At 69.8% G+C, this 22,291-nt stretch carries 24 protein-coding genes; 9 read left to right on the top strand and 15 right to left on the bottom strand.

Features of this window, described 5'->3' with window-relative positions; genetic code table 11:
• The first annotated feature begins 4 nt into the window (after positions 1 to 4).
• Positions 5 to 1,000 (top strand): acrylyl-CoA reductase family protein, encoded by a 996-nt coding sequence (locus DDQ50_RS03220; protein ID WP_116755262.1) that lies wholly within the window; start codon positions 5 to 7, stop codon positions 998 to 1,000.
• A gap of 87 nt (positions 1,001 to 1,087) precedes the next feature.
• Here the strand turns inward: DDQ50_RS03220 and hemL are convergent, their stop codons facing one another.
• From hemL to hemE, 13 genes are all read right to left on the bottom strand, one after another.
• Positions 1,088 to 2,410, bottom strand: a complete 1,323-nt coding sequence (gene hemL, locus DDQ50_RS03215) for a glutamate-1-semialdehyde 2,1-aminomutase (protein WP_116755261.1) — start codon at positions 2,408 to 2,410, stop codon at positions 1,088 to 1,090.
• Positions 2,407 to 3,381 (bottom strand): porphobilinogen synthase, encoded by a 975-nt coding sequence (hemB, locus tag DDQ50_RS03210; RefSeq protein ID WP_116755260.1) that lies wholly within the window; start codon positions 3,379 to 3,381, stop codon positions 2,407 to 2,409. Before hemB ends, hemL begins: the two co-directional genes overlap by 4 nt.
• The gene (locus tag DDQ50_RS03205) at positions 3,381 to 4,172 is read right to left on the bottom strand and encodes a uroporphyrinogen-III synthase (RefSeq protein ID WP_116755259.1); all 792 of its coding nucleotides are present in this window, start codon (positions 4,170 to 4,172) and stop codon (positions 3,381 to 3,383) included. The genes hemB and DDQ50_RS03205 overlap by 1 nt, the downstream gene beginning before the upstream one ends.
• The gene (gene hemC, locus DDQ50_RS03200; protein WP_116755258.1) at positions 4,169 to 5,143 is read right to left on the bottom strand and encodes a hydroxymethylbilane synthase; all 975 of its coding nucleotides are present in this window, start codon (positions 5,141 to 5,143) and stop codon (positions 4,169 to 4,171) included. The genes DDQ50_RS03205 and hemC overlap by 4 nt, the downstream gene beginning before the upstream one ends.
• Positions 5,140 to 6,303, bottom strand: coding sequence for a ferrochelatase (locus tag DDQ50_RS03195; protein WP_116755257.1), 1,164 nt, complete (start codon positions 6,301 to 6,303; stop codon positions 5,140 to 5,142). Before DDQ50_RS03195 ends, hemC begins: the two co-directional genes overlap by 4 nt.
• Positions 6,300 to 6,965 (bottom strand): hydrogen peroxide-dependent heme synthase, encoded by a 666-nt coding sequence (hemQ, locus tag DDQ50_RS03190; protein ID WP_116755256.1) that lies wholly within the window; start codon positions 6,963 to 6,965, stop codon positions 6,300 to 6,302. The genes DDQ50_RS03195 and hemQ overlap by 4 nt, the downstream gene beginning before the upstream one ends.
• A 37-nt stretch (positions 6,966 to 7,002) precedes the next feature.
• Entirely contained in the window at positions 7,003 to 7,278 is a 276-nt protein-coding gene (locus tag DDQ50_RS03185; protein WP_165829671.1) for a DUF3618 domain-containing protein, read from the bottom strand.
• On the bottom strand, positions 7,268 to 7,684 hold the full coding sequence (locus DDQ50_RS03180) for a phage holin family protein (RefSeq protein ID WP_116755254.1): 417 nt from the start codon (positions 7,682 to 7,684) through the stop codon (positions 7,268 to 7,270). Before DDQ50_RS03180 ends, DDQ50_RS03185 begins: the two co-directional genes overlap by 11 nt.
• Positions 7,685 to 7,696: 12 nt before the next feature.
• Entirely contained in the window at positions 7,697 to 8,011 is a 315-nt protein-coding gene (locus DDQ50_RS03175; protein WP_116755253.1) for a YtxH domain-containing protein, read from the bottom strand.
• 103 nt (positions 8,012 to 8,114) lie between these two features.
• Positions 8,115 to 8,630: a MarR family winged helix-turn-helix transcriptional regulator gene (locus tag DDQ50_RS03170; RefSeq protein WP_240614215.1), complete on the bottom strand. Its 516-nt coding sequence runs from the start codon at positions 8,628 to 8,630 to the stop codon at positions 8,115 to 8,117.
• Positions 8,627 to 8,995 (bottom strand): hypothetical protein, encoded by a 369-nt coding sequence (locus tag DDQ50_RS03165; RefSeq protein ID WP_116755252.1) that lies wholly within the window; start codon positions 8,993 to 8,995, stop codon positions 8,627 to 8,629. Before DDQ50_RS03165 ends, DDQ50_RS03170 begins: the two co-directional genes overlap by 4 nt.
• Before the next feature lie 81 nt (positions 8,996 to 9,076).
• The gene (locus tag DDQ50_RS03160) at positions 9,077 to 10,402 is read right to left on the bottom strand and encodes a protoporphyrinogen/coproporphyrinogen oxidase (protein WP_116755251.1); all 1,326 of its coding nucleotides are present in this window, start codon (positions 10,400 to 10,402) and stop codon (positions 9,077 to 9,079) included.
• Positions 10,399 to 11,478, bottom strand: coding sequence for a uroporphyrinogen decarboxylase (gene hemE / locus DDQ50_RS03155; protein ID WP_116755250.1), 1,080 nt, complete (start codon positions 11,476 to 11,478; stop codon positions 10,399 to 10,401). The genes DDQ50_RS03160 and hemE overlap by 4 nt, the downstream gene beginning before the upstream one ends.
• 37 nt (positions 11,479 to 11,515) lie before the next feature.
• Here hemE and DDQ50_RS03150 point away from each other — a divergent pair, with 37 nt between their 5' ends.
• The 3 genes from DDQ50_RS03150 to DDQ50_RS03140 all read left to right on the top strand — a co-directional run bounded on the left by DDQ50_RS03150 (position 11,516) and on the right by DDQ50_RS03140 (position 14,361).
• Positions 11,516 to 12,808 (top strand): glutamyl-tRNA reductase, encoded by a 1,293-nt coding sequence (locus DDQ50_RS03150; protein ID WP_116756062.1) that lies wholly within the window; start codon positions 11,516 to 11,518, stop codon positions 12,806 to 12,808.
• Between the two features lie 19 nt (positions 12,809 to 12,827).
• Positions 12,828 to 13,328 (top strand): GNAT family N-acetyltransferase, encoded by a 501-nt coding sequence (locus tag DDQ50_RS03145; RefSeq protein ID WP_116755249.1) that lies wholly within the window; start codon positions 12,828 to 12,830, stop codon positions 13,326 to 13,328.
• Positions 13,329 to 13,590: 262 nt separating this feature from the next.
• Complete coding sequence (locus DDQ50_RS03140) at positions 13,591 to 14,361, top strand: isocitrate lyase/PEP mutase family protein (RefSeq protein ID WP_116755248.1); 771 nt, start codon at positions 13,591 to 13,593, stop codon at positions 14,359 to 14,361.
• A gap of 96 nt (positions 14,362 to 14,457) precedes the next feature.
• Here the strand turns inward: DDQ50_RS03140 and DDQ50_RS03135 are convergent, their stop codons facing one another.
• Positions 14,458 to 15,363: a serine hydrolase gene (locus DDQ50_RS03135; RefSeq protein ID WP_240614214.1), complete on the bottom strand. Its 906-nt coding sequence runs from the start codon at positions 15,361 to 15,363 to the stop codon at positions 14,458 to 14,460.
• A complete protein-coding gene (locus DDQ50_RS03130) occupies positions 15,360 to 17,342 on the bottom strand; it encodes a M13 family metallopeptidase (protein WP_116756060.1) in 1,983 nt (660 codons plus the stop codon). The genes DDQ50_RS03135 and DDQ50_RS03130 overlap by 4 nt, the downstream gene beginning before the upstream one ends.
• A gap of 74 nt (positions 17,343 to 17,416) precedes the next feature.
• Here DDQ50_RS03130 and DDQ50_RS03125 point away from each other — a divergent pair, with 74 nt between their 5' ends.
• The 5 genes from DDQ50_RS03125 (at position 17,417) to DDQ50_RS03105 (ending at position 22,276) form a co-directional block, all read left to right on the top strand.
• The gene (locus DDQ50_RS03125) at positions 17,417 to 18,763 is read left to right on the top strand and encodes an MATE family efflux transporter (RefSeq protein ID WP_465252664.1); all 1,347 of its coding nucleotides are present in this window, start codon (positions 17,417 to 17,419) and stop codon (positions 18,761 to 18,763) included.
• Positions 18,760 to 19,989 (top strand): MFS transporter, encoded by a 1,230-nt coding sequence (locus tag DDQ50_RS03120; RefSeq protein WP_116755246.1) that lies wholly within the window; start codon positions 18,760 to 18,762, stop codon positions 19,987 to 19,989. The genes DDQ50_RS03125 and DDQ50_RS03120 overlap by 4 nt, the downstream gene beginning before the upstream one ends.
• Positions 19,990 to 19,998: 9 nt before the next feature.
• Positions 19,999 to 20,694, top strand: coding sequence for an endonuclease NucS (gene nucS / locus DDQ50_RS03115; protein WP_116755245.1), 696 nt, complete (start codon positions 19,999 to 20,001; stop codon positions 20,692 to 20,694).
• 83 nt (positions 20,695 to 20,777) lie between these two features.
• Positions 20,778 to 21,440, top strand: coding sequence for an HAD hydrolase-like protein (locus DDQ50_RS03110; protein WP_240614213.1), 663 nt, complete (start codon positions 20,778 to 20,780; stop codon positions 21,438 to 21,440).
• Between the two features lie 29 nt (positions 21,441 to 21,469).
• Positions 21,470 to 22,276, top strand: coding sequence for a dienelactone hydrolase family protein (locus tag DDQ50_RS03105; protein WP_116755243.1), 807 nt, complete (start codon positions 21,470 to 21,472; stop codon positions 22,274 to 22,276).
• Positions 22,277 to 22,291 lie beyond the last annotated feature (15 nt).

The raw sequence follows: 22,291 nt of genomic DNA, 5'->3' as shown, positions 1-22,291 counted from the left end.
TCCGATGAGCCACCGCGCCATCGTCGTCGACCGACCGCTCCCCGACGCCCGCCCCGAGGCGATCCTGCGACGGGTCGAGACCGCCGCAGCAGCGCTCGAGGGCGGCATCGATGTCGACGTCCTCTTCTCCTCGGTGAACTACAAGGACGCGATCGCTTTGACGGGTGGGCCCGGGATCCTCCGCAGTCTTCCCCTCACGCCGGGTATCGACGTCGTCGGACGCGTTCGGACCTCGGCGGACGGCTGGTCGGCGGGCGACACCGTCATCACCAATGGCGGCGGACTCGGCGAGCGCTTCGACGGCGGCCTCGCCGAGAGGTCGGCGGTGCCCGCTGCCCACACGATCGCCCTCCCCGACGGGATGACGGCGCGGACGGCCGCGGCGATCGGCACGGCCGGTTTCACCGCAGCGCTCGCGGTGCAGGCGATCGCGACAGCGGGTGTGTCCCCCGACGACGGCGAGATCCTCGTGACCGGTGCGGGCGGCGGAGTCGGGTCGTTCGCGATCGCGCTGCTCGCGGCTCGCGGGTATCGGGTCGCCGCCGTGACCGGGCGGGAGAGCCTCGCCGACGCGCTCGTCGATCTGGGAGCGGAGCGTGTGCTGGAGCGATCCGAGATCGACGTCGCCGACGGCAAGCCGATGCAGAGCTCCCGCTGGGCCGGCGCGGTCGACTCCGTCGGCAGCACGACGCTGGTGAATGTGCTGGCGCAGACCTCCTACGGCGGAGTGGTCGCGGCGTGCGGCCTCGCGCAGGGGCCCGACCTGCCCGGCACAGTGCTGCCGTTCATTCTGAGAGGGGTCACTCTCGCGGGGATCAACTCCGTCGAGGCGCCTCTCGCACGCCGCCGAGAGGCATGGGCCGAGCTCGCCACCCTCCCCGTCGACGTGATCGACAGCATCGCGCCCCGCACCGAACCGCTCGAGCGGGCCACCACCATCGCCCGCGAGGTCCTCGCCGGCCGGGTGGCGGGACGCGTGGTCATCGACACCCGCGCCTGAGGCCGCGCCCCCCGCTGAGCCCGTCGAAGCGCGACCGAACGTCCTGCCTTCGCATCGCTGCGCTCGGCGGGCGGCGGTGGCCGCCGGTCAGGATGCGGGCGGTGTCGCCTCTGCTGCTGCTCGGGCGGCGGCGGGAAGGGCGGCCTCGATCCGTTCGAGCGCCGCTTCATCGTGCGCCGCCGACAGGAACCACGCCTCGAAGACCGACGGAGGAAGGGATACTCCCGCGTCGAGCATCGCGTGGAAGAACGGCGGGTAGCGCCACGACTCCTGTGCGCGCACCTCGTCGTAGTCGGAGGCGGGCGACGGGGAGAAGACGACACTGAACAGGCTGCCCGCGTGCTGAACGGTGTGCGGCACTCCCGCGGATGTGAGCGCTGCGTCGGCCGCAGCCGCGACGCGGGCTGCGGCGGTGTCGACCGCCGCGTACACCGCGTCATCCGCGAGACGCAGAGTTGCGAGCCCCGCGGCGACGGCGACGGGATTACCCGAGAGCGTTCCGGCCTGGTAGACGGGGCCGAGCGGGGCGAGCATGTCGAGCACGTCGGCACGACCGGCGAGCGCGGCGAGCGGCATCCCTCCGCCGACGACCTTGCCGAAGGTCACGATGTCGGGTTCGTATCCGACCTCGTCGCTGTTCTCGAACCCCCACCAGCCGGCAGGCCCGACCCGGAAGCCGGTCAGGACCTCGTCGAGGATCAGGAGCGCGCCCTCACGATGCGCTGTCTCGCTCAGGAATGCGTTGTAGCCCGGCGCCGGGGGCACGACGCCCATGTTGGCGGCGGCGGCCTCGACGATGATCGCGGCGATGCGGCCGGGGTGCGCGTCGAAGGCGGCGTCGAGCGCCGCGCGATCGTTGTACGGCAGCACGAGCGTCTGTGCGGCGATCGGGGCGGGAACGCCTGCCGATCCGGGCATGGCGAGCGTCGCGATGCCGGACCCCGCCTCGGCGAGGAGACCGTCGGAGTGCCCGTGGTAATGACCGGCGAACTTCACGACGAGGTCGCGCCCGGTGAACCCGCGCGCCAGCCGGATCGCCGTCATCGTCGCCTCGGTACCGGTCGAGACGAGGCGGACGCGGTCGAGCGGTTCGACTCCGCCCGCGGACACGCGGCGGAGGATCAGCTCGGCGAGTTCGGTCTCGGCAGGCGTCGACGCCCCGAACGACAGTCCCCGGGCCGCCGCCTCCTGGACCGCTGCGACGACACTCGGATGGGCGTGACCGAGGAGCGCAGGTCCCCATGAGCAGACGAGATCCACGTAGTCGCGGCCGTCCGCGTCGAACACCAGAGGCCCCTTGGCGCTGACGAGGAATCTCGGGGTTCCCCCGACCGACCCGTAGGCACGGACCGGGGAGTTGACGCCGCCGGGGATCGAGAGCCGAGCCCGGTCGAAGAGTTCGCGGTTCATCGGTTCTCCCGCAGCCAGTTCGCGACCTCGACCGCCCAGTAGGTGAGGATCGCGTCGGCACCGGCACGACGGATGCCCACGAGGGATTCGAGGATGGCGCGACGGCGCTGGATCCAGCCGTTCGCGGCCGCGGCCTCGATCATCGCGTACTCGCCGGACACCTGATACGCCCATACGGGGATCTCGCTGATGGCGGCGACGTCGGAGAGCACGTCGAGATAGCTGCCGGCCGGCTTCACCATCACGATGTCCGCACCCTGCTCGATGTCGAGCACGGCCTCGCGGACGCCCTCCCGACGATTGCCGGGTTCGAGCTGGTAGCTGCGCCGGTCGCCGATGAGCGAGGAGTCGACGGCCTCGCGGAACGGACCGTAGAAGGCCGACGCGTACTTCGCCGCGTAGGCGAGGGTCGCGACGCCGGCATGACCTGCCTCGTCGAGCGCGTCGCGGACGGCGGCGACCTGGCCGTCCATCATGCCGCTCAGGCCGACGAGCTGCGAACCGCTCTCGGCCTGGATCACACCCATGTCGCGGTAACGGAGGAGGGTCGCATCGTTGTCGATCGACCCGTCGGACGCGAGAACGCCACAATGACCGTGGTCGGTGAACTCGTCGAGGCAGAGGTCGGTCTGAACCACGAGGGCATCGCCCACCTCGGATGCGACGACGCGCGTCGCGACGTTGAGGATGCCCTCGGGATCGGTCGCCCCGGAGCCGACAGCATCCTTCTCGAGGGGAACGCCGAAGAGCATGACGCCTCCGATGCCCGCCTCGGCGGCCTCGTTGACGGCCTGACGGGCGGAATCGAGGGAGTGCTGGACCACCCCCGGCATGGACCCGATGGGGATCGGATTGTCGATGCCCTCGCGCACGAAGATCGGCAGGACGAGCTCACGCGGATGCAGGCGCGTCTGCTCCGTCATGGCGCGCAGCGCCGGTGTCTGGCGCAGTCGGCGCGGTCTGACGCGCATCACCAATCCTCCCCATCCTTCGTCTCGCGGCGTGCGGCCACCTCGATGAGGCTGTCGATGAGCGAGCTCACGCTGCGGTCGGACGCGACGAGATCGACGCGCAGACCGACGGCGCGAGCATCCGAGGCGGTGCGAGGCCCGATGCAGGCGACGAGGGTGCTCTCGGGGATGTCGCCGAACTGCTCGTGGATCTGGCCCGCGACACTTCCGGAGGTGACGAGGATCGCCTGGAACGCGCCCGCCGCCACATTGGCGACGACCGACGGATCGACGGGCACTCCGACAGTGCGATAGGCGATGACGGAGTCGACGTCGTGACCGATCGCGCGCAGCCCGTCGGTGAGGACCGGCTTGGCGATGTCGGAACGGAGCGCGAGGATCCGCTGCGTCGAACCGCTGCCGGCGACCTCTTCCCATTCGGCGAGCAGTCCCGCCGCCGAGTTGTCGCGGCTGGGGACGAAATCGACCCGATATCCCGCGGCGAGCAATGCAGCAGCAGTCGTCTCGCCCACTGCCGCGACGCGAGTCGATTCGGGGATGGTGGCCCGGTGCGAGGACAGCACGTCGACGGTCGTCGCGCTCGTGACCGACACCCAGTCGAAGACGCCGCTGCCCAGATCGGCGAGTGCTCGCTCGAGAGTCGGCGAATCGTCGGTGCTCGCGAAGTTGATCATGGGAGCCACCACGGGCGAGGCGCCTCGGAGTCGCAGATCGGCGGCGACCCCGTGACCCCACGGGCCTCCGCGCGGCACCAGCACCTTCCACCCGGCGAGGGGCCGTGCGCGCGTCATGCTCCGGCCCCCATCGGTGCGAGTTCGGCGGCGCCGGCATCGAGGAGCGCGAGAGCAACCTCCCGGCCGAGGCGGTCGGCGGCGACCTGGAGGGTCGACAGGTCGGTGCTGTCGTACGCCGCGTCGGCACCGCGCGAGATGCTCTTTGTGCCATCGGCCGAGAAGACGACGGCGTTCAGTGAGATCCGGCCGTCGCCCACCGTGGCAGCCGCGGCGACGGGGGCGGTGCAGCCCGCCTCGAGTCCACGGAGGACGGCGCGTTCGGCGGTGACGGCGTAGGAGGAGACCGGGTCGGAGAGCGCGGAAACGGCTGCCCCGACGACCGTCGCCTCGGGGTAGGGAGCCCAGAGGTGCGCCGCATCCGCCGCGCGCACCTCGATGGCGAGGGCGCCCTGCCCGGGCGCGGTCGGCCAGTCGACGAGATCGAGCACATCGGTCGCCTCGTCGAGGCGCCCGAGCCGCTCGAGTCCGGCATAGGAGAGCACGACGGCGTCGAGATCGCCCTGGCGGACGCGCGAGAGGCGGGTGTCGACGTTCCCCCGGATGTCGACGACGTCGAGGTCCGGTCGCTGCGCGAGCAGCTGGGCGCGGCGACGGGGAGAGCCTGTGCCCACCCGCGCTGCGGCCGGGAGGGTTGCGAGCGTCGCGCCGTCGCGCGCGCACAGCGCGTCCCGCGCGTCGGCGCGCGGCGGAACAGCAGCGAGGACCAGACCCTCGAAGGGCACCGTCGGCAGATCCTTGAGGGAGTGCACGATGATGTCGCAGCGGCCGGCGATGAGCGCGTCGCGCAGGGCTCCCGCGAATACTCCGGTCCCACCGATCCTCGACAGGGAGGACGAGTTGACGTCGCCCTCACTGGTGATGGTCACGATCTCGATATCGGCACCGGACGCAGCCGTCAGCGCATCGGCGACGTGTCCGGTCTGCGCGAGCGCGAGCGCGCTGGCGCGGGTTCCGATACGAATCGTCACGGGGCGATTCCCGCGACGGCGGGCCGGAACCCCAACCGTGCGTTCTCGCAGCAGCCCGGGCGGCACACGTCGTACCAGGGGCCGAGAGAGGTGACCGACTTGCGCTCCGCGACCGGACGCGCGTCGCGCCGTTCCTCGATCAGATCCACCAGTCCGGCGACGTAGGCGCTGTGGGTGCCGGGGGTGGGTACGCGGACGGCCAGCACGCCGTGCTCCTCGGCCGTCTCAGCGGCCTCGGTGTCGAGATCCCACTTGACCTCGAGATGGTCGCTCACGAAACCGACGGGCACGATCACGATCGCGCGGACCCCGTCGGCGGCGAGCTGCTCGATGCGCTCGTTGACGTCGGGTTCGAGCCAGGGCTGGGTGGGCGGGCCGCTGCGGGACTGGTAGACGAGCTCCCACGGCACTCCGCGGCCGGATTCGGTCATGACCACCTCGGAGACGGCGAGGTGCTGCGCCGCATAGGCGCCACCCGCCCCGAATCCACGGAAATCAGGTCCGGACTTGTCCGCGTCGCCGGTGGGGATCGAGTGCGTCGAGAACAGGACGCGCGCCTCGGTGACGAGATCGATCCCGGGCAGTCGGCGCTCGATCTCGGCGAGCCCTTCGGCCACACCCTCGATGAACGGCTGGACGAATCCGGGGTGGTCGAAGAACTGACGCACCTTGTCGATCGTGACGGTGCCCTCGAGCCCCGTCTCGCTGAGGGCGAGCGCGAAGTCCTCGCGGTACTGGCGGCAGCTGGAGTACGAGCTGTAAGCGCTCGTCGCGATGGCGAGCAGTGTGCGGTGTCCCGCCTGATCGGCCTCGACGAGGGCGTCGCGCAGGTAGGGATCCCAGTTGCGATTGCCCCAGATGACGGGCAGGTCGATGCCGCGGCGAGCGAGTTCGGCCTCGAGAGCCGCTTTGAGCTCACGGTTCTGGTCGTTGATGGGGCTCACGCCACCGAATGCACGGTAGTGGTGCGCGACCTCTTCGAGACGCTCTTCGGGGATCCCCCGGCCACGAGTGACGTTGCGGAGGAAGGGGATCACGTCGTCCTGCCCCTCGGGGCCGCCGAAGCTGGCCAGCAGGATCGCGTCGTACGCGGTCGGTCGGGTGACGTGCTCGGGGCCGTCGATGGATGCGGGTGATGCTGCGGGAACGAGTCCGCTCATGAAAGAACCTCTGAGAGTTCGGCTACCGAGATACGGCGACCTGTGAAGAAGGGGACCTCTTCGCGCACGTGCAGGCGTGCGTCGGTTGCGCGGAGTTCGCGCATCATGTCGACGAGGTCGGTGAGCACGTCGGACTCCATCGGGAGGATCCACTCGTAGTCGCCGAGCGCGAACGCGGCGACGGTGTTGGCGACCACGGAGCGGTAGGCGGCGCCCTTGCGTCCGTGCTCGGCGAGCATGCGGCCACGATCCTCATCGGGGAGGACGTACCAGTCGAAGGAGCGGACGAACGGGTAAACGCTGAGCCACTCCCGTGCGGGTTCTCCCCGCAGGAATCCGGGGACGTGACTGCGGTTGAACTCCGCGTCGCGGTGCACGCCCATCGAACTCCAGGTGACGGGGAGCCCGGCGAAGAGCCCGGTCCGCCGCAGTTCACGGATCGCCTGCTGCAGCGCCTCCGCGGTCTCGGCGTGGAGCCACACCATCACATCGGCGTCGGCTCGGAGACCCGACACGTCGTAGAAGCCGCGCGTGACGACCCCTCGGTCAGCCCACGAGGCGACGAGGGTCTCGATCTGGTCGGTGGTTCCGGAAAGGGGGAGGGACGGGTCGCGGCGGAACACCGTCCACACGGCGAAGCCAGCGGACGTCATGGATTCCATTCAACACCCGCCTCCTCGGCGAGCAAAAACGAGAGGGTCAGCGGCGAGCGATGCGCCAGAGCAGCACACCGCCGACAGCACCCAGGCCGACGATCGCCGCCGACGCGTAGAGCACGACGGGGTTGTCTTCCTGGAGCTGCTTGACGCGGTCACGGGCTCGACCGACCGCCTTCTGCGCCTGCTTGGGGAGGTTGAGCTTGTCCTCGATCGCATCGAGCGTCTCGGCCAGCTTGTCGCGGGTCGACTCGATGTCGGAGCGGATCTCGCCCAGTTGGCGTTCCTTGTGGCTCAGAGCCTGGTCGTCAGTGGTCATATTTACCCATCCCCTTGATCGCTCGCACATCGCTCTTCACACTGTCGATGGAGTCCTCCGGCACCGGGGGGACGCCCTTCTTGACCTTCGCGAGCCCGATGAGCACGAGGATCACGGCGACCACGAGCAGGAACGCGGCGACGATGAGCGCGGCGAGCCAGCCGGGGAACACCACGGCGAGTCCCAGGATCGCGGCGGCGATGAGCACCGCGAAGAGGAAGAATCCGATGAATGCGGCGCCGGCGAAGAGGCCGACTCCGATACCCAGAGCCGTCAGCTTGGCGACGAGCTCCTTCTTGATCTGATCGAGCTCGTCACGGATCAGCTGACCGACGAGGCCGGGCACGTCGGCGATCAGCTTGACGAGAGACTTCTTGCGCACGTCGTCCGCTTCGGGTACAGCCATCGTGTGCGCCGCCTATTCGGTCGACGTGGTGGATGAGCCGGTCTTGCTGCTGCCCGACCCGGAGCTCTTGCGGGTGCTCGACTTGGTCGAGGCAGACGCTGCCACCTTGTCGATGACCTTCTTGGCACCGTCGGCCAGCACCGCGGGAACGTCGGGGCTGTGATCGTCGACGAACGTCTGGACCTGCTCGACGCCGCGCCGAACGGGCGGGCTCGTCCAGAGCTTCTGCGCACCCGACTTGATCTGCTCGTACCGACGGCGACCCGCCTTGGTGCCGAGCACGTATCCCGTCGCAAGACCTGCGACAAAGACCAGCTTGCCCTTCATGATCGCTCCGATCGTGAGAGTTGTATGTAGGAACCACACAGTAGCCGTCCAGCGTCAGCCCAACCCGGGAATGTCCTCCACTGGGCGCCGAGCGGCGGTGACTCTAGGAGGATTCCGAGCTGAGATCCTCGATGGCGACGGCCATCTCGGTGAGGAAGCGTGCCACTGCGGCGGTCTCGGCCGGGCTGAGCGATTCGGCCACCGCGAGCATGCGCGCGTGCATGATCCCGAGGGTCTCGCGGACCTCGGTCTCGGAGTCCTCGGTGGCGACGACGACGACGCCCCTTCCGTCGGTCGGGTGCCGACGACGTGACACGTGGCCGCTCTTCTCGAGCCGGTCGATCATGACCGACACCGATGCCGACGAGATGTCGAGGTTCGCCGCGAGGTCCTTCGGGCTGACGTTCTGCCCGCGACGTTGAGCGGCCAGGAGATAGCGGATGGCCGCGAGATCGGTCTCGCCCATCCGCATCGACTCGCGCGTCCGACGGCGCATGAGGGACTCGGCCGCACGGTACCGGCGGAGCGCGGTCAGAGTGTCGACCGCGGTGACCGTGTGATCGGAATCGGGATACCAGTACCCCGACGCGCCGTACTCGGGCGCTGTCGCCGTGCTCACAAGGAGGCGGTGAACCAGGCGCCCGCGAACGAGGCGGCCGTGACGGTGGTCACGACGAAGGCGGCGGACATGATGATGTTCAGACGCAGGGCCGACCGATCAGCCGCATCGCGGATCTGTGCACGGTGCGAGGGCTCGAGGGCGCGCTGAGCATCCGCGAGCGAGTCGAAGATCCCGACCCTGTCGCCGCGCCAGTCCGTGACGACGTACTCGTCATCCGTAAGTTCGATGAGTCCCGCGAAGTCGAAGCCGATCTGGCCGGACCACAGGCCGGGCTGGGCCGGGCGCCAGGAGATGAGGTCGGATCGGTGTGCGTGCGTCGCGCTCGCGCTCTGCTTGGACGGGTTGTCGCTGAGCTTGTGCATGGTTCCCTCCTCGGAGACGGGATAAGTCTTTAGACAAACTAGCTAGATCGTCTAACGACATGCACGAAGCTCAGGTTATTCTCAGGTTGGCGGTCTTTGCGCGTCGCGCACCACAGCCGCCAGCCCCGTGCCGGCAACCCATGCGCCCACCACGCTCAGGCCGTCGAGCTCGTCGACCGCGAGTCTCAGTCGGTCGATGCGTCCACTCACTCCCCGGTAGGCGCGCGAGACGTCCTGACGCCAGGAACGGGAAGCGTGGCCGACGACGTCCTGAGGCCTCAGGTCCACGCCCGACAACCGGGAGGCGTCGGAGACCGCCCGGCGGACGTCGATAGCGACCCGGTCCTTGTAGCTGAGGCGCAGTACATGGCGTCCGCGGGGAAGGGCCTCGCGCAGCCACGGCCACTTGGCGCTGGAGTGGGTCAGCGCCGTCGCTGCACCGTCGACACGATCGGCCACCAGTACCCCGGTGCCGCGAGGACTGTCGTCCAGCCGGTCGTCGTCGATCACCAGGACGACGACCGTGGAGTCGCGTCCGTCGGGCCAACCCTCGACGATCTCGCGCCCGACACTCGCCTCGAGCAGGTCGCGTGCGGCGTCACCCGGGGTGGCGATCACCACATGCCTGAAGCGCTCGTCGAATGCGGGACCCGACACCCGCCAGTCATCACCGTCGGGGCGGACGCCGTCGACCGTTGTGCGCTTCAGCAGCCGAACTCCTCGCGCCCTGAGGTCGTCGACGAGGGCGTCGGCGAGCAGGTGGACGCCCCCGCGGATGCCTCTGACCGCAGCGCCCGCCTGCGCACCGCCGCGCAGCGACAGCACCGCGGAAGACAGGGAGCCCGTGGCGGTGAGGGCACCGTTGATGCCCGGAATGAGCGCTTCGGCGTCGGCGTCGGCGGGATCGAGCCCGTAGACGCCGTCGACGACGGGACGGACGAGCTTCTCGAGGACCGAATCGCCCATCCGGCGTCGCACCAGTCGGTCGAGGTCCGTCTCGCGTCCGACGTGCAGTTCGGGGATGACGCGGTCCGCCCAGGCGCGCCACGCGGCACGGGCTCCGATCACGGCGCGGACGTCGGTGGCGAGGGGCGACCCCGGGATCCCGAGCACGCTCATCCCCGGAAGCGGAACGGCCCGGTCGGCCAGCTGCAACCAGGCTCCGCCTTCCACGGGGTCGACCTCGACGAGACCGAGCGCCGCGACGAGCTGCGAGACCTGGGTGCCGCGCGAGGCGTAGCTCTCGGCTCCGACATCGACTCGGACGCCGCCGACCTCGACGGACGACACCCGTCCGCCCAGCCCGCCCGAAGACTCGACGAGCGTGACGTCGTCGCCGCGGATGGCCGCCGATCTCGCTGCGACGAGTCCCGCGATGCCGCCTCCGACGACGGCGGTCGAGGTCACGCCGAGTCCCCTCCGGCCTCGTGGACGAGGGCGACGATGCGGGTCAGCACATCGGGGTCGGTGTCGGGCGGCACGCCGTGGCCGAGGTTGAAGACGTGCGAGGGTGCAGCGCGACCGCTCTTCAACACCGCGAGGACCGCCGACTCGAGAACCGGCCACGGCGCCGAGAGGAGCGCCGGATCGAGGTTGCCCTGGACCGGGGTGTCGCCGCCCAGCCGCCGCGAGGCCTCCTCGAGCGTGGTCCGCCAGTCGACACCGACCACGTCGGCTCCCGCGTCGCGCATCGCCGCGAGGATCTCCCCGGTGCCGACACCGAAGTGGACGAGCGGCGCACCGAGGTCGGCGACCGCGGCGAGCGCCCGCGCGGAGGCCCACTGCACCGACGTGCCGTAGTCGGTGGGCGAGAGCGATCCCGCCCAGGAGTCGAAGAGCTGGCCGGCGCTGGCTCCCGCCAGGATCTGAGCCCGCAGGAATGCCGCGCTGATGTCGGCGGCCCATTCCATGAGGTCGCGCCAGGAGTCGGGGTCCGCATGCATCATGGCGCGCGCGCCCAGGTGGTCCTTCGAGGGGCCGCCCTCGACGAGGTAGGCGGCGAGGGTGAACGGAGCGCCCGCGAATCCGATCAGAGGGGTGGAGCCGAGTTCCGCGACGGTCGCAGCGATGCCCTGACGGATCGGCTCGAGCGCCTCGGGTTCGAGAGTGAGCTCCCGCAGCCGGGCGACATCGGCCGCGGTGCGCACCGGCCGGCCGAGGACGGGCCCGCGGCCGGGAACGATCTCGACGTCGACGCCGGCGAGGCGCAAGGGGATGACGATGTCGCTGAAGAAGATGGCCGCGTCGACTCCGTGGCGGCGGACGGGTTGCAGGGTGATCTCGCTGGCCATCGCGGGGTCGAGGCAGCTGTCGAGCATTGCGACGCCCTCGCGGAGGGAACGGTATTCGGGCAGAGAGCGTCCGGCCTGGCGCATGAACCAGACAGGTGTCGTCGACCCCCGCTCACCGCGGTAGGCGCGTACGAGGGGCGAGGATGCGGTCCGGCCGTCGAGGAGTGGGTGGGTCTGGGGAAGGGTTGACACAGCAACCAGTGTTCCATGGCCGCGTATGATCTCCTCCGTGCTTCTCTGTCTCTCGGCGAGCCATCGCACGGCCGCCTTCGATCTGCTCGAGAGGCTTTCGGTGTCGGGTCCGGCAGTCGGCCCCGACCTCGTCGAGAACTCCGGATTCGTCTCCGGCGCCGTCGTCGTCGCGACCTGCAACCGCTTCGAGGCCTACCTCGACATCGAGGAGCCGCTCGTCGCGGCTCGCGAGATCGCCGCCCAGGGCGCGATCGAACTGATCTCCACGCGCACCGGCGTTTCGGCGAACGAACTGCGCGAGTCCCTCGAGATCCACGCGGACTCCGCCGTCGCCGAGCACCTCTTCGCGGTCTCCAGCGGACTCGAGTCCGTTGTCATCGGCGAGGGCGAGATCGCCGGCCAGGTCCGCCGCTCGCTCGACGCGGCACGCGCATCGGGCACGACCTCCGCCGAGCTCGAGCGCCTGTTCCAACGCGCATCGACCGCCTCGCGAGCTGTCCAGACGAAGACCGGCGTCGGCGGCGCAGGCCGGTCCATCGTGCGCCTCGCCCTCGAACTGGCCTCCAGCCGGGTCCCCGACTGGACCGACCAGAAGGTACTGCTCGTCGGCACCGGCCGCTTCGCGGGCGCGAGCCTGGCGGCGCTCCGCGACCGCGGCGTCACCGAGGTCTCCGTCTTCTCCCCCTCGGGCAGAGCGCACAAGTTCGCGACCCGTGAGGGCGTGAAGCCGGTGGTCCGCGCCGACCTCGCCGATGTGCTGGCCGAGTCGACGGTGATCCTGACCTGCAGCACTTCCGAGAACGTGGTGCTCACCAAGGCGATGATGACCGCCGCCCAGGCGGCGAGCGCCCACCGCCGGATGGTCATCGACATGGGGCTCCCCCGCAACGTCGATCCCGCCGTCGCGACCGTCGAGGGAACCGATCTCCTCGACCTCGAGACGATCCGCCTGCACGCTCCTCTCGAGGAGTTCGCGGCGACCGACTCGGCGCGCGCGATGATCGACACCGCTGCCGCCGCCTACCGCGCGGAGACCGCGGAGCAGCAGGCGACCGCCGCGGTCGTGGCCTATCGCTCGCACGTCTTCGACCTCCTCGACGCCGAACTCGAACGCCTGCGTGCGCGCGGCGAGGCGAGCGAGTCCGTCGAGCGGGCGATGCGGCACCTCGTGAGCGTTCTGGTGCACCGTCCGACTCAGCGGGCGAAGGAGATCGCCCGCGAAGGCGACGCCGAACTGGTCGCCCAGGCCTTCAACCTGCTGTTCGATCTCGGGATCGAGACGACTCCCGAGACCGGCACCTCCGAGGGCCGTCACCTCGGCTCCGCCTGAGCACAGCCGCCCGACGTCGATGAGCGCGACTGTCCGCCCCCTCTCCCGCGAGGACTGGCCGACGGTCGAGAGGATCTACCGCGACGGCATCGATACCGGTCATGCGACATTCGAGGCCGAGCCTCCGAGCTGGGACGCCTTCGACGCGACCAGGAGACCGGACCTGAGGCTGGTCGCCGAAACGGGCGGTGCCGTCACGGGATGGGCCGCCGCGTCCCCGGTGTCGGCTCGGCCCGTCTACGCGGGCGTCGTCGAGCATTCCATCTACGTCGATCCCGCTGCTCGTGGGGGAGGCGTCGGACGGATCCTGCTCGCCGAGCTGCTGGCCTCCGCCCGGCGAGCCGGGGTCTGGACGGTGCAGTCCAATGTCTTCCCGGAGAACGAGGAGAGTCTTGCGCTGCACACCGCTCTGGGATTTCGCATCGTGGGTGTCCGGGAGCGGATCGGGCTCATGGGGTACGGCCCCCTTCGCGGGCAGTGGCGCGACACGGTCCTGATCGAGCGCCGCCTCGAGGACTGATCCCCGAAGCCGCCCATTGAGCCTGACGAAATGAACGGCGACAAGGGAGACGCCTGCGCTTCGACAGGCTCAGCGGGCGGCGAGAGCGGCCGCCGCCCATTGAGCGAAGCGAAATGAAGGTCGACGAAGGCAAGCCCGGCTCATCGCTGCGCTCCGCGGGCGGACCACCGGCCGAAAACCCGTCGCGACTCATCTTTCCTTCATGCGGGCGCCGTAGTGTGCAGGTCCCCGCTGATCCGGGCGGTGAACGGGAAGGACTGACGTGGAACTCGCAGACAAGGCCATCGAACTCGAGCGACTGCACCAAGCCCCGGAGATCCTCCGGGTCGTGAACGTGTGGGACGCGATCAGCGCGAAGGCTGTCGCCGCCCTCCCCGAGACGACGGCGATCGCGACCGCCGGGCATTCCATCGCCGCGATGTACGGCTACCCCGACGGCGGCATGCCGCTCGACGTTGCCCTCCAGGGAGCGAAGGTGATCGCCGACGCCGTCGACCTCCCGGTTACCGCCGACCTGGACGACGGCTATTCCGAACCCGGTGAGACGATCCGCCGTGCGATCGGCTACGGCGTGGTCGGCGCGAACGTCGAGGACCGCCTCCGTCCGTTCGACGAGTCGGTCGCCCGGGTGCGCGCCATCATCGAGGCGGCCGAGCGCGAAGGGATCCGGTTCCAGCTCAACGCTCGGACCGATGCGATCGCCCGCGGCGGCGACCGCCCGATCGACGAGAGCATCGACGACGCGATCGCGCGCGGACGTGCCTTCCTGTCCGAGGGCGCTGCGCTGGTCTTCGTACCGGGTGCCATCACGAAGGAGCACGTCGGACGACTCGTCGAGGGCCTCGGCGAAGGCAAGCTGTCCGTTATCGGCCGGCCGGGCGCTCTTCCCGCAGCCGACTACGAGGCGCTCGGAGTGGCGCGGATCTCATACGGGCCGTTCACTCAGAGGGTCGCGCTCCGTGCGCTGCAGGACCTCGCCGCCGATCTGTACGGCAACGGCGTCATCCCTGAGGACACTCCCGAACTCAACTGAGGTCCCTTCGCTTCGCTGCGCTCAGCGGGCGGGCGGGTCAGCGCAGCCGAGGTCCCTGCGCTTCGCTGCGCTCAGCGGGCGGGCGGGCGGGGCTGGTCAGTGGACGTACTCGAGCAGGTCGAGGCCGATGGTGTGCATCGCCTGGCGTGCGCTCAATCGGTCGGCGAGCCGGTCGTCGCGGTAGGAGAGCGTGACGCCGTACGCGACACCCGCCCGGGGACCGCGCAGCACCCCGACCTCGCTCAGCAGGCCCTTGTCGGTGCCTGTCTTGTTGAACAGCGTGAGGTTGTGGTCCGAGCGGACGTGCGACAGCGGGTCGAGACCGAACGCGCTGGCCACCATCGAGAGGTCGACGTTGAGAGCGAGCCAGTCGGCCACACGGTAGCTCGTCGTGGCATCGATCGCCTCACCCCGGGCGATCGCCGCGAACAGCCACACCAGCTCGTCCATCGAACCGACCGACAGCTGAGGGGCGTCATCGGGTCCTCGGCGGTCGCGGACCCGATCGAGCAGGGCGGTGCGCTGCAGGCCGAGCTCGTCGGTGCGCTCCCGCACCGCGTCGAGACCCACCCGGCGCAGGAGCACATTGGTGGCCAGGTTGTCGCTCGCGGCGCCCACCAGGCTCGCCACATCCGCGAGCGGAAGCGCGGGCGTGTGCAGGTGCTGCCAGATCCCGGAGTCCTCGACCTCGTCGGGCGACGTGCGGTCCAGGATGTCGTAACGCGAGTAGCCTCCGACGCCCAGGCGAGCCGACACCTCGAGCAGCAGCAGCACCTTGCCGATGCTCGCGGTGGGCAGGACGACGTGATCGTCGACCGAGAAGAGGACACGACCGGTGAGCAGATCGATGGCACGCGCCGAGACCTGAGCGCCGTCGAGTGCCAGATGCGCGAGCGCCTGGAACCCCGCACTGAAGTTCTCGGTGGCCTCGAACCCCCGATGTCGTCCCGTCGGCTGCAGGTGGCCCCTCCCCCGCCGCCGACGCTCGGTCGTCGCGGTCACCAGATCGTGACGCGGGAGTCTTCGGGCAGCCACAGGGCGTCACTCTCGGTGACGCCGAAGGCTTCGTAGAACGGATCGAGGTTGCGGACGATCTGGTTCGCCCGGAACTCGCTCGGCGAATGGGGATCGATCGCGAGGAGACGAAGGACCTCCTCATCGCGCGACTTCTGCTGCCAGGCCTGCGCCCAGGAGAGGAAGAACCGCTGCGCGCCGGTGAGCCCGTCGATGACGGGGGGCTCCTCGCCGTCGAGCGAGAGCAGGTAGGCCTTCCAGGCGATGCCGAGACCACCGAGATCGCCGATGTTCTCGCCGATCGTCAGCGCACCGTTCACGTGATGGCCGGGAGTCTGCAGCGGTTCGAGGGCGTCGTACTGGCCGATGAGCGACGCGGTCCGTTCCTCGAATGCCGCGCGGTCCTCGGGGGTCCACCAATCGGTGAGCCTGCCGTCGCCGTCGAATCGCGACCCCTGGTCGTCGAATCCATGGCCGATCTCGTGCCCGATGACCGCACCGATGGCGCCGTAGTTGGCGGCGGGGTCTCGGCCCTCGACGAAGAACGGGAACTGGAGGATGGCGGCGGGGAAGACGATCTCGTTGAAACCCGGGTTGTAGTACGCGTTGACCGTCTGCGGAGTCATGAACCATTCGCCGCGATCGAGCGGAGCGCCGATCTTCGCCAGCTCTCGGGCGAACTCGAAGTCACCGGCCCGACGGACGTTGCCGATGAGGTCGGCGGGATCGATGACGAGCGCCGAGTAGTCGCGCCACGTGTCGGGGTAGCCGATCTTGGGAACGAACTTGTCGAGCTTGTCGAGCGCTCGGAGGCGGGTCTCCTGACTCATCCACTCGAGCTGCGAGATCGACTGACGGTATGCCTCGATCAGGCTTGCGACGAGCACGTCCATCTCGGTCTTGGCCGCGGGCGGGAAGTGCCGTTCGACGTAGGTGCGACCGACGGCCTCGCCAAGCGCGCCCTCCACGAGGCTGACCCCGCGCTTCCAGCGCGCTCGGATCTCGGGGGTGCCGGTCAGGGTGCGGCCGTAGAAGTCGAAGCTCGCCGAGACGAACGCGTCGGACAGGTACGGCGAAGAGGATCGGATGATCTGCCACGCCAGCCAGTCGCGCCACTCGTCGAGGCGCGACGAGGTGAGGAGGGGCGCGAGCCCCTCGAGGAAACCGGGCTCGCGGACGACGACCTCGGCGAGCGCCTCCTTCGGCACGTCGAGCCCGCGCAACCAGGTGTCCAGCCCGCCTCCCTCGGCCGCGGCGGCGAGCGAGGCGACTTCCTCCCAGGTCATCAGGTTGTAGGTCGCCTCGCTGTCACGCGTGCGCACGTTGTCCCAGTGCACGGCGGCGATGGCGGTCTCGAGGCGGAGGACGCGCTCGGCGGCGACGGCGGGCTCGTCCCATCCGGCGAGCGCCAGGACGCGCTCGAGGTGGCGCAGGTACGCAGCACGGATCTCGGCGAACTTGTCCTCGCGGTAGTAGCTCTCATCGGGGAGGCCCAGGCCGCCCTGCTCGAGGAAGATGAGGTAGCGCTCCGGGTTGCCCGGGTCGTTGTCGACGAACAGCTGGATGAGGCTCACGCTGCCGCTGCGCTGCATCGAGCCGATGGTCTGCACGAGCTCCTCGGCGGAGGAGACGGCGCGAGCCCGAGCGAGGTCGTCGGCGAGAGGCTCGGCGCCGAGCGCCTCGACCCGCTCCTCGTCGAGGAAGCTCGAGTACAGATCCCCGATCTTGCGCTCCTGCGTGCCCTCGGCGGCGCCCTGCGCCTCGATGATGATGTCGCGCACGGCCTCCTCCGCCTTCTCGGCGAGCAGGTAGAACGAGCCGTAGCGCGCGCGGTCCGCGGGGATCTCGGTACGCGCGATCCACCGCCCGTTGACGTGACGGAACAGGTCGTCCTGGACGCGGATATCAGGATCGAACTCCGCGATGTCGAGGCCGGATTCGGGGCGGGGACCGGTGGGAGCGCTCATCGTCTCCAAGACTAAGTCTCGAAGACGGCGGATGGCGGGAGGAATGGTCTAGCGTCGGGCGAGCCATGCGCCGGATGCTGCTGCCCCTCGATCGAGACATCGCACGTCTCGCCGTGCCCGCGCTCGGGGCTCTCATCGCGGAGCCCCTGTTCCTCCTCACCGACAGTGCTCTCATCGGACATCTGGGCGAGGTGCCCCTCGCGGGCCTGAGCATCGCGAGCACCGTTCTTCAGACGCTCGTGGGACTCCTGGTCTTCCTCGCCTACGCCACCACGCCGAGCGTCGCGCGACGGTTGGGCGCCGGCGACCGGGCGGGTGCCGTCACCGCGGGCATCGACGGGATGTGGCTGGCCCTGGGTCTCGGTCTCGTCATCACCGCTGTCGCCCTGCCGACGGCTCCCGCCGTCATCGGTGTCTTCGGCTCCGAGCCCGACGTCCGGGAGGCGGCGACCGTCTACTACTCGGTGTCTCTGTGGGGCCTCCCGGCGATGCTGGTCGTGATCGCGGCGACGGGTCTGCTGCGCGGGCTGCAGGACACCCGGACGCCGCTGGTCATCGCCGCCGCGGGCTTCGGCACGAACGCGGCACTCAACGCCCTCCTCATCTACGGCGCGGGATGGGGTATCGCGGGATCGGCAGCGGGAACCGTCATCGCGCAATGGGGCATGGCGGTCATCTACGTCGTGCTCGCCGTGCGGGCCGCCCGACGGACGGGCGCACGGCTCCGCCCCGGTCTCGACGGGGTGAGCACAGCGGCGGTGGGCGGCGGCTGGCTGCTCCTGCGCACGATCAGCCTCCGCGCCTCGTTCGTGGCGACCACCGTCGCGGCGTCCTCTCTCGGAGTGACCGAACTGGCGACCATGCAGATCGCGATGACCGTGTTCCTGTCCGCCGCGTTCGCCCTCGATGCCCTCGCGATCGCGGGCCAGGCGCTCATCGGTCATTCGATCGGGGCGGGCGACAGGACGCGCGTCGTCACCGTCGCACGGCGGCTGACCGGTTGGGGAATCCTCGCCGGGGCGGTCTTCGGCGTCGTCCTCGCCGCGCTCTCCCCCGTGATCGGCATCGTCTTCACCTCCGACGACGCCGTGCGGCAGGCGCTCGTGGTCGCCACCCTGTTGACTGCCGCGTCACTGCCGCTGGCGGGATACGTCTTCGTGCTGGACGGGGTACTGATCGGCGCGGGAGACGGTCGCTACCTCGCATTCGCGGGAATCATCAACCTCGTCGTCTATCTCGCGGCCCTCGCACCGGCCGTCGCCTTCGCTCCGACCGATCCCGTCGCCGCCGTCGCCCTGCTGTGGATCGCGCTCGGTGCGGGCATGCTCGGCGCGCGCGCGATCACTCTCGGACTGCGTGCTCGCGGCACGCGCTGGATCCCCCTCGCGGGCCGCGCGCCGGCCATAGGCTCGAACGTGTGACCTCTCCGACCCCCAGCCTCACCCGTCCGCAGATCTCGGCATGGCGCAACGCGATCTTCGTGACCTTCGGGCTGTCGGGTCTCGCCATCGCGACCTGGCTGTCACGGGTGCCGACGGTGCGCGATCAGCTCGAGGTGAGCACCAGCGTCATCGGGATCGTCCTGTTCGGAGTCGCTGTCGGGTCGATCCTCGGACTCACGGCGGCGGGCCATGTGATCGCCCGTATCGGAGCAGCGCGCGGGGTGCTCCTGAGTCTGGGCGTCGGCGTTCTGGGACTTCCGCTCGCCGCGGTCGGAGCGCAGGTCGACAGCATCTGGCTGACCTTCGCGGGACTGCTCGTGTTCGGCGCGGGGAACGGCATGTGCGACGTGGCGATGAACGTCTCCGGAGCGGCGAACGAACGGGTGCTCGGGCGAGCGATCATGCCGATCTTCCACGCCATGTTCAGCGTCGGGACCGTCGTGGGAACAGGCATCGGCGCACTGGCCGAGGCGTTCGGGATCCCTCTTCTCGTGCACACCTCGGCCATCGCGGCCGCGATCCTCATCGCCTTGATCATCGCGGTCCGCTCCTACCAGTCCGAGATGGTCGGCATCGAGCCGCACGCCGATGACGACAGCGCACCGCGAGGGTGGCGCGAGCGGATGAGCGTCTGGACGGAACCGCGCACCCTCCTCATCGGGGTGATCGTCCTCGGAATGGCGTTCGCCGAAGGTTCCGCGAACGATTGGCTCGCGCTCGCCATGGTCGACGGGCACGGTCTCGCGAACGACCAGGCGGCTCTCGTGCTCGCCCTGTTCCTCACCTCGATGACCATCGGCAGGTTCGCGGGGGTCGGACTCCTCGACCGGTTCGGACGGGTGCCCGTTCTGCGTGTCTCGTCCCTCCTGGCCGTCGCCGGGTTGGCGATCCTCATCTTCGTGCCATCCGCGCCCATCGCGATCGCCGGGACCGTGCTGTGGGGGCTCGGAGCCTCCCTCGGATTCCCCGTCGGCATGTCGGCTGCGTCCGACGACCCTCGTCGCGCCGCGGCCCGGGTGAGCGCGGTGGCCACCATCGGCTACGTGGCCTTCCTCGCCGGGCCTCCCCTGATCGGGTTCCTGGGCGAGCACTTCGGGCTTCTCAATGGGCTCATCCCGGTGCTGGTTCTCGTCGCCCTCGCGGGTCTCGCCACACCTGCGGCGCGCCCTCTGCCGGGAAGCCGGAGCGACCCCGCGGAGAGTTAAGCTCGAGGGATGCGTCTGGTCGTTGCCCGCTGTTCCGTCGACTACGCGGGACGTCTGACCGCGCACCTTCCGCTCGCTCCTCGCCTGCTCATGGTGAAGGCCGACGGCAGTGTTCTCGTGCACTCCGACGGCGGCTCGTACAAGCCGTTGAACTGGATGAGCCCGCCCTGCTCACTCACCGTGTCCGAGCCCGACGACGACCAGCGCGCGGCGGGGATCACCGAGCTGTGGACGGTCGCCCAGGGCAAGACGAACGACCGCCTGATCGTCTCGATCCACGAGGTCGAGAGCGACAGCAGCTTCGAGCTCGGCATCGACCCGGGCCTCGTCAAGGACGGTGTCGAGGCCGACCTGCAGAAGCTGCTCGCCGAGCAGATCGTGCTGCTCGGCGAGGGACACACCCTGGTGCGGCGGGAGTACATGACCGCGATCGGTCCGGTCGACATCCTCGCCCGCGATGGCGAGGGCCGCGCGGTCGCGGTCGAGATCAAGCGCCGTGGCGACATCGACGGGGTCGAGCAGCTCACCCGCTACCTCGAGCTGATGAACCGGGATCCGCACCTGTCGCCGGTCACGGGTGTCTTCGCGGCGCAGGAGATCAAACCGCAGGCGCGCACCCTGGCTCAGGACCGGGGAATCCGCTGTCTCGTGCTCGACTACGACGCCATGCGCGGCATGGACGACGCACACGCTCGCCTGTTCTGACCCGATGTCCCGGCCACTCGCCGCGAACGGGCCCGTCCCGCCGCGGAACAAGCCTGTAATTCGAGCCGTATAGGGTGTCGCGGGTGACCACCCGACCCTGGACCTGCGTGCTGTTCGATCTCGACGGCACGATCACCGACTCCGCCTCGGGCATCACCGCGTCGCTCATCCACACGCTCGAGCAGCTCGGTCGGCCCGTCCCCACGCCCGCGGAACTCACCGAATTCATCGGCCCGCCGATCATGGACGGCTTCGCCGCACTCGGTATCGAGGACCCCGAACGGCACCGGGCACTCGACATCTACCGCGCCAGGTACCACGAGCACGGCGCGTTCGACAGCAGCGTGTATCCGGGCGTCCCCGAGGTGATCCGTGCCGTGAAGGCGGCGGGCATCCCCCTCGCGGTCGCGACGTCGAAGCCCGAGACGCAGGCGATCCGGATCCTCAAGCACTACGGCCTCGACGACCTCTTCGTCTTCATCGGCGGAGCCAGTGACGACGAGACCCGCAGCGAGAAGGTGGACGTCGTGGCGTGGGTGCTCGCCCACCTCGACGAGCTCGGCGTCGACCACAGCAACACGGTGATGGTCGGCGACCGCAGCCACGACGTGATCGGAGCGGGAGCGAACGGCATCCCGACCATCTCCGTCGAGTGGGGCTACGGCTCCCTCGATGAGTGGGTCGGCGCCATCGCCGTGGCGAAAACACCCGCGCAACTGCAGACCTACCTGCTCGACGGGGTCTGAGCTCAGAGGCAAGAGCGCATACTGGCCGGATGACCGAGACCGCACCTCGCTCGACTCTCGCCGGATGGGCCTGCGCGCCCTTCACCGGCGGTGGTTCGACCTACGACTGCTACGAGAAGGGATCCGGGCCGGGAGTCGTCCTGATCCCCGAGATCCCCGGCATCACCCCCGAGGTGCTCGGCCTCGCCGACCACCTGGTCGATCAGGGCTTCACGGTCGTCATCCCGTCGCCGTTCGGCACCCCCGGTAAGGACATGACGGTCGGATACACGATCAGCACCGTCCTCCGGCTCTGCGTCTCGGCGGAGTTCCGCGCCTTCGCGAGCAACGCCCACCGGCCCATCACCGACTTCCTCCGCGCGGTCGCGGCAGACCTGAACGCACGGACGCCGGGAGCCGGGGTCGGTGTGATCGGCATGTGCTTCACGGGCGGATTCGCGCTCGCGACCGCGGTCGACGACTCGGTCCTGGCATCGGTGGCCAGCCAGCCGGCCGCACCGTTCCCGATCGGCAAGGTCCGCCAGCGCGACCCCTCCATGTCCGGCGCCGAGCTGGACCGTGTCGCCGAGCGAGCGGCGTCCGCCGGATTCTGCGCGATCGGGCTGCGTTTCTCGGAGGACGCCTCGGTTCCCCGGGCTCGGTTCGCCACCCTCGAGAAGAAGCTCGGCGACGCGTTCGAGGTCATCGAGCTCGATTCGTCGCCCGGCAACCCCGGTGGGTTCTCGAAGGGCGCCCACTCCGTCCTCACCTCCGAGGTGCGGGAACACCCGGGGCATCCGGCCCTCGCAGCACGCGAACGGGTCGTGGCTTTCCTGCACTCCCAGCTCGACAGATAGAGCCGGGTCACCCCC

The organism is Amnibacterium flavum, assembly GCF_003097495.1.
GTDB lineage: Bacteria > Actinomycetota > Actinomycetes > Actinomycetales > Microbacteriaceae > Naasia > Naasia flava.
Note: the sequence above shows the minus strand (reverse complement) of the source record. Positions and strands in the feature narration are given on the sequence as shown.

Excerpts from the sequence above, each read along its gene's own strand:
- DDQ50_RS03220 (WP_116755262.1), top strand. The coding sequence starts at position 5 with ATGAGCCACCGCGCCATCGTCGTCGACCGACCGCTCCCCGACGCCCGC.
- hemL (WP_116755261.1), bottom strand. The coding sequence starts at position 2,410 with ATGAACCGCGAACTCTTCGACCGGGCTCGGCTCTCGATCCCCGGCGGC.
- hemB (WP_116755260.1), bottom strand. The coding sequence starts at position 3,381 with ATGCGCGTCAGACCGCGCCGACTGCGCCAGACACCGGCGCTGCGCGCC.
- DDQ50_RS03205 (WP_116755259.1), bottom strand. The coding sequence starts at position 4,172 with ATGACGCGCGCACGGCCCCTCGCCGGGTGGAAGGTGCTGGTGCCGCGC.
- DDQ50_RS03195 (WP_116755257.1), bottom strand. The coding sequence starts at position 6,303 with ATGAGCGGACTCGTTCCCGCAGCATCACCCGCATCCATCGACGGCCCC.
- hemQ (WP_116755256.1), bottom strand. The coding sequence starts at position 6,965 with ATGGAATCCATGACGTCCGCTGGCTTCGCCGTGTGGACGGTGTTCCGC.
- DDQ50_RS03185 (WP_165829671.1), bottom strand. The coding sequence starts at position 7,278 with ATGACCACTGACGACCAGGCTCTGAGCCACAAGGAACGCCAACTGGGC.
- DDQ50_RS03180 (WP_116755254.1), bottom strand. The coding sequence starts at position 7,684 with ATGGCTGTACCCGAAGCGGACGACGTGCGCAAGAAGTCTCTCGTCAAG.
- DDQ50_RS03175 (WP_116755253.1), bottom strand. The coding sequence starts at position 8,011 with ATGAAGGGCAAGCTGGTCTTTGTCGCAGGTCTTGCGACGGGATACGTG.
- DDQ50_RS03165 (WP_116755252.1), bottom strand. The coding sequence starts at position 8,995 with ATGCACAAGCTCAGCGACAACCCGTCCAAGCAGAGCGCGAGCGCGACG.
- DDQ50_RS03145 (WP_116755249.1), top strand. The coding sequence starts at position 12,828 with ATGAGCGCGACTGTCCGCCCCCTCTCCCGCGAGGACTGGCCGACGGTC.
- DDQ50_RS03130 (WP_116756060.1), bottom strand. The coding sequence starts at position 17,342 with ATGAGCGCTCCCACCGGTCCCCGCCCCGAATCCGGCCTCGACATCGCG.
- DDQ50_RS03125 (WP_465252664.1), top strand. The coding sequence starts at position 17,417 with ATGCTGCTGCCCCTCGATCGAGACATCGCACGTCTCGCCGTGCCCGCG.
- nucS (WP_116755245.1), top strand. The coding sequence starts at position 19,999 with ATGCGTCTGGTCGTTGCCCGCTGTTCCGTCGACTACGCGGGACGTCTG.
- DDQ50_RS03105 (WP_116755243.1), top strand. The coding sequence starts at position 21,470 with ATGACCGAGACCGCACCTCGCTCGACTCTCGCCGGATGGGCCTGCGCG.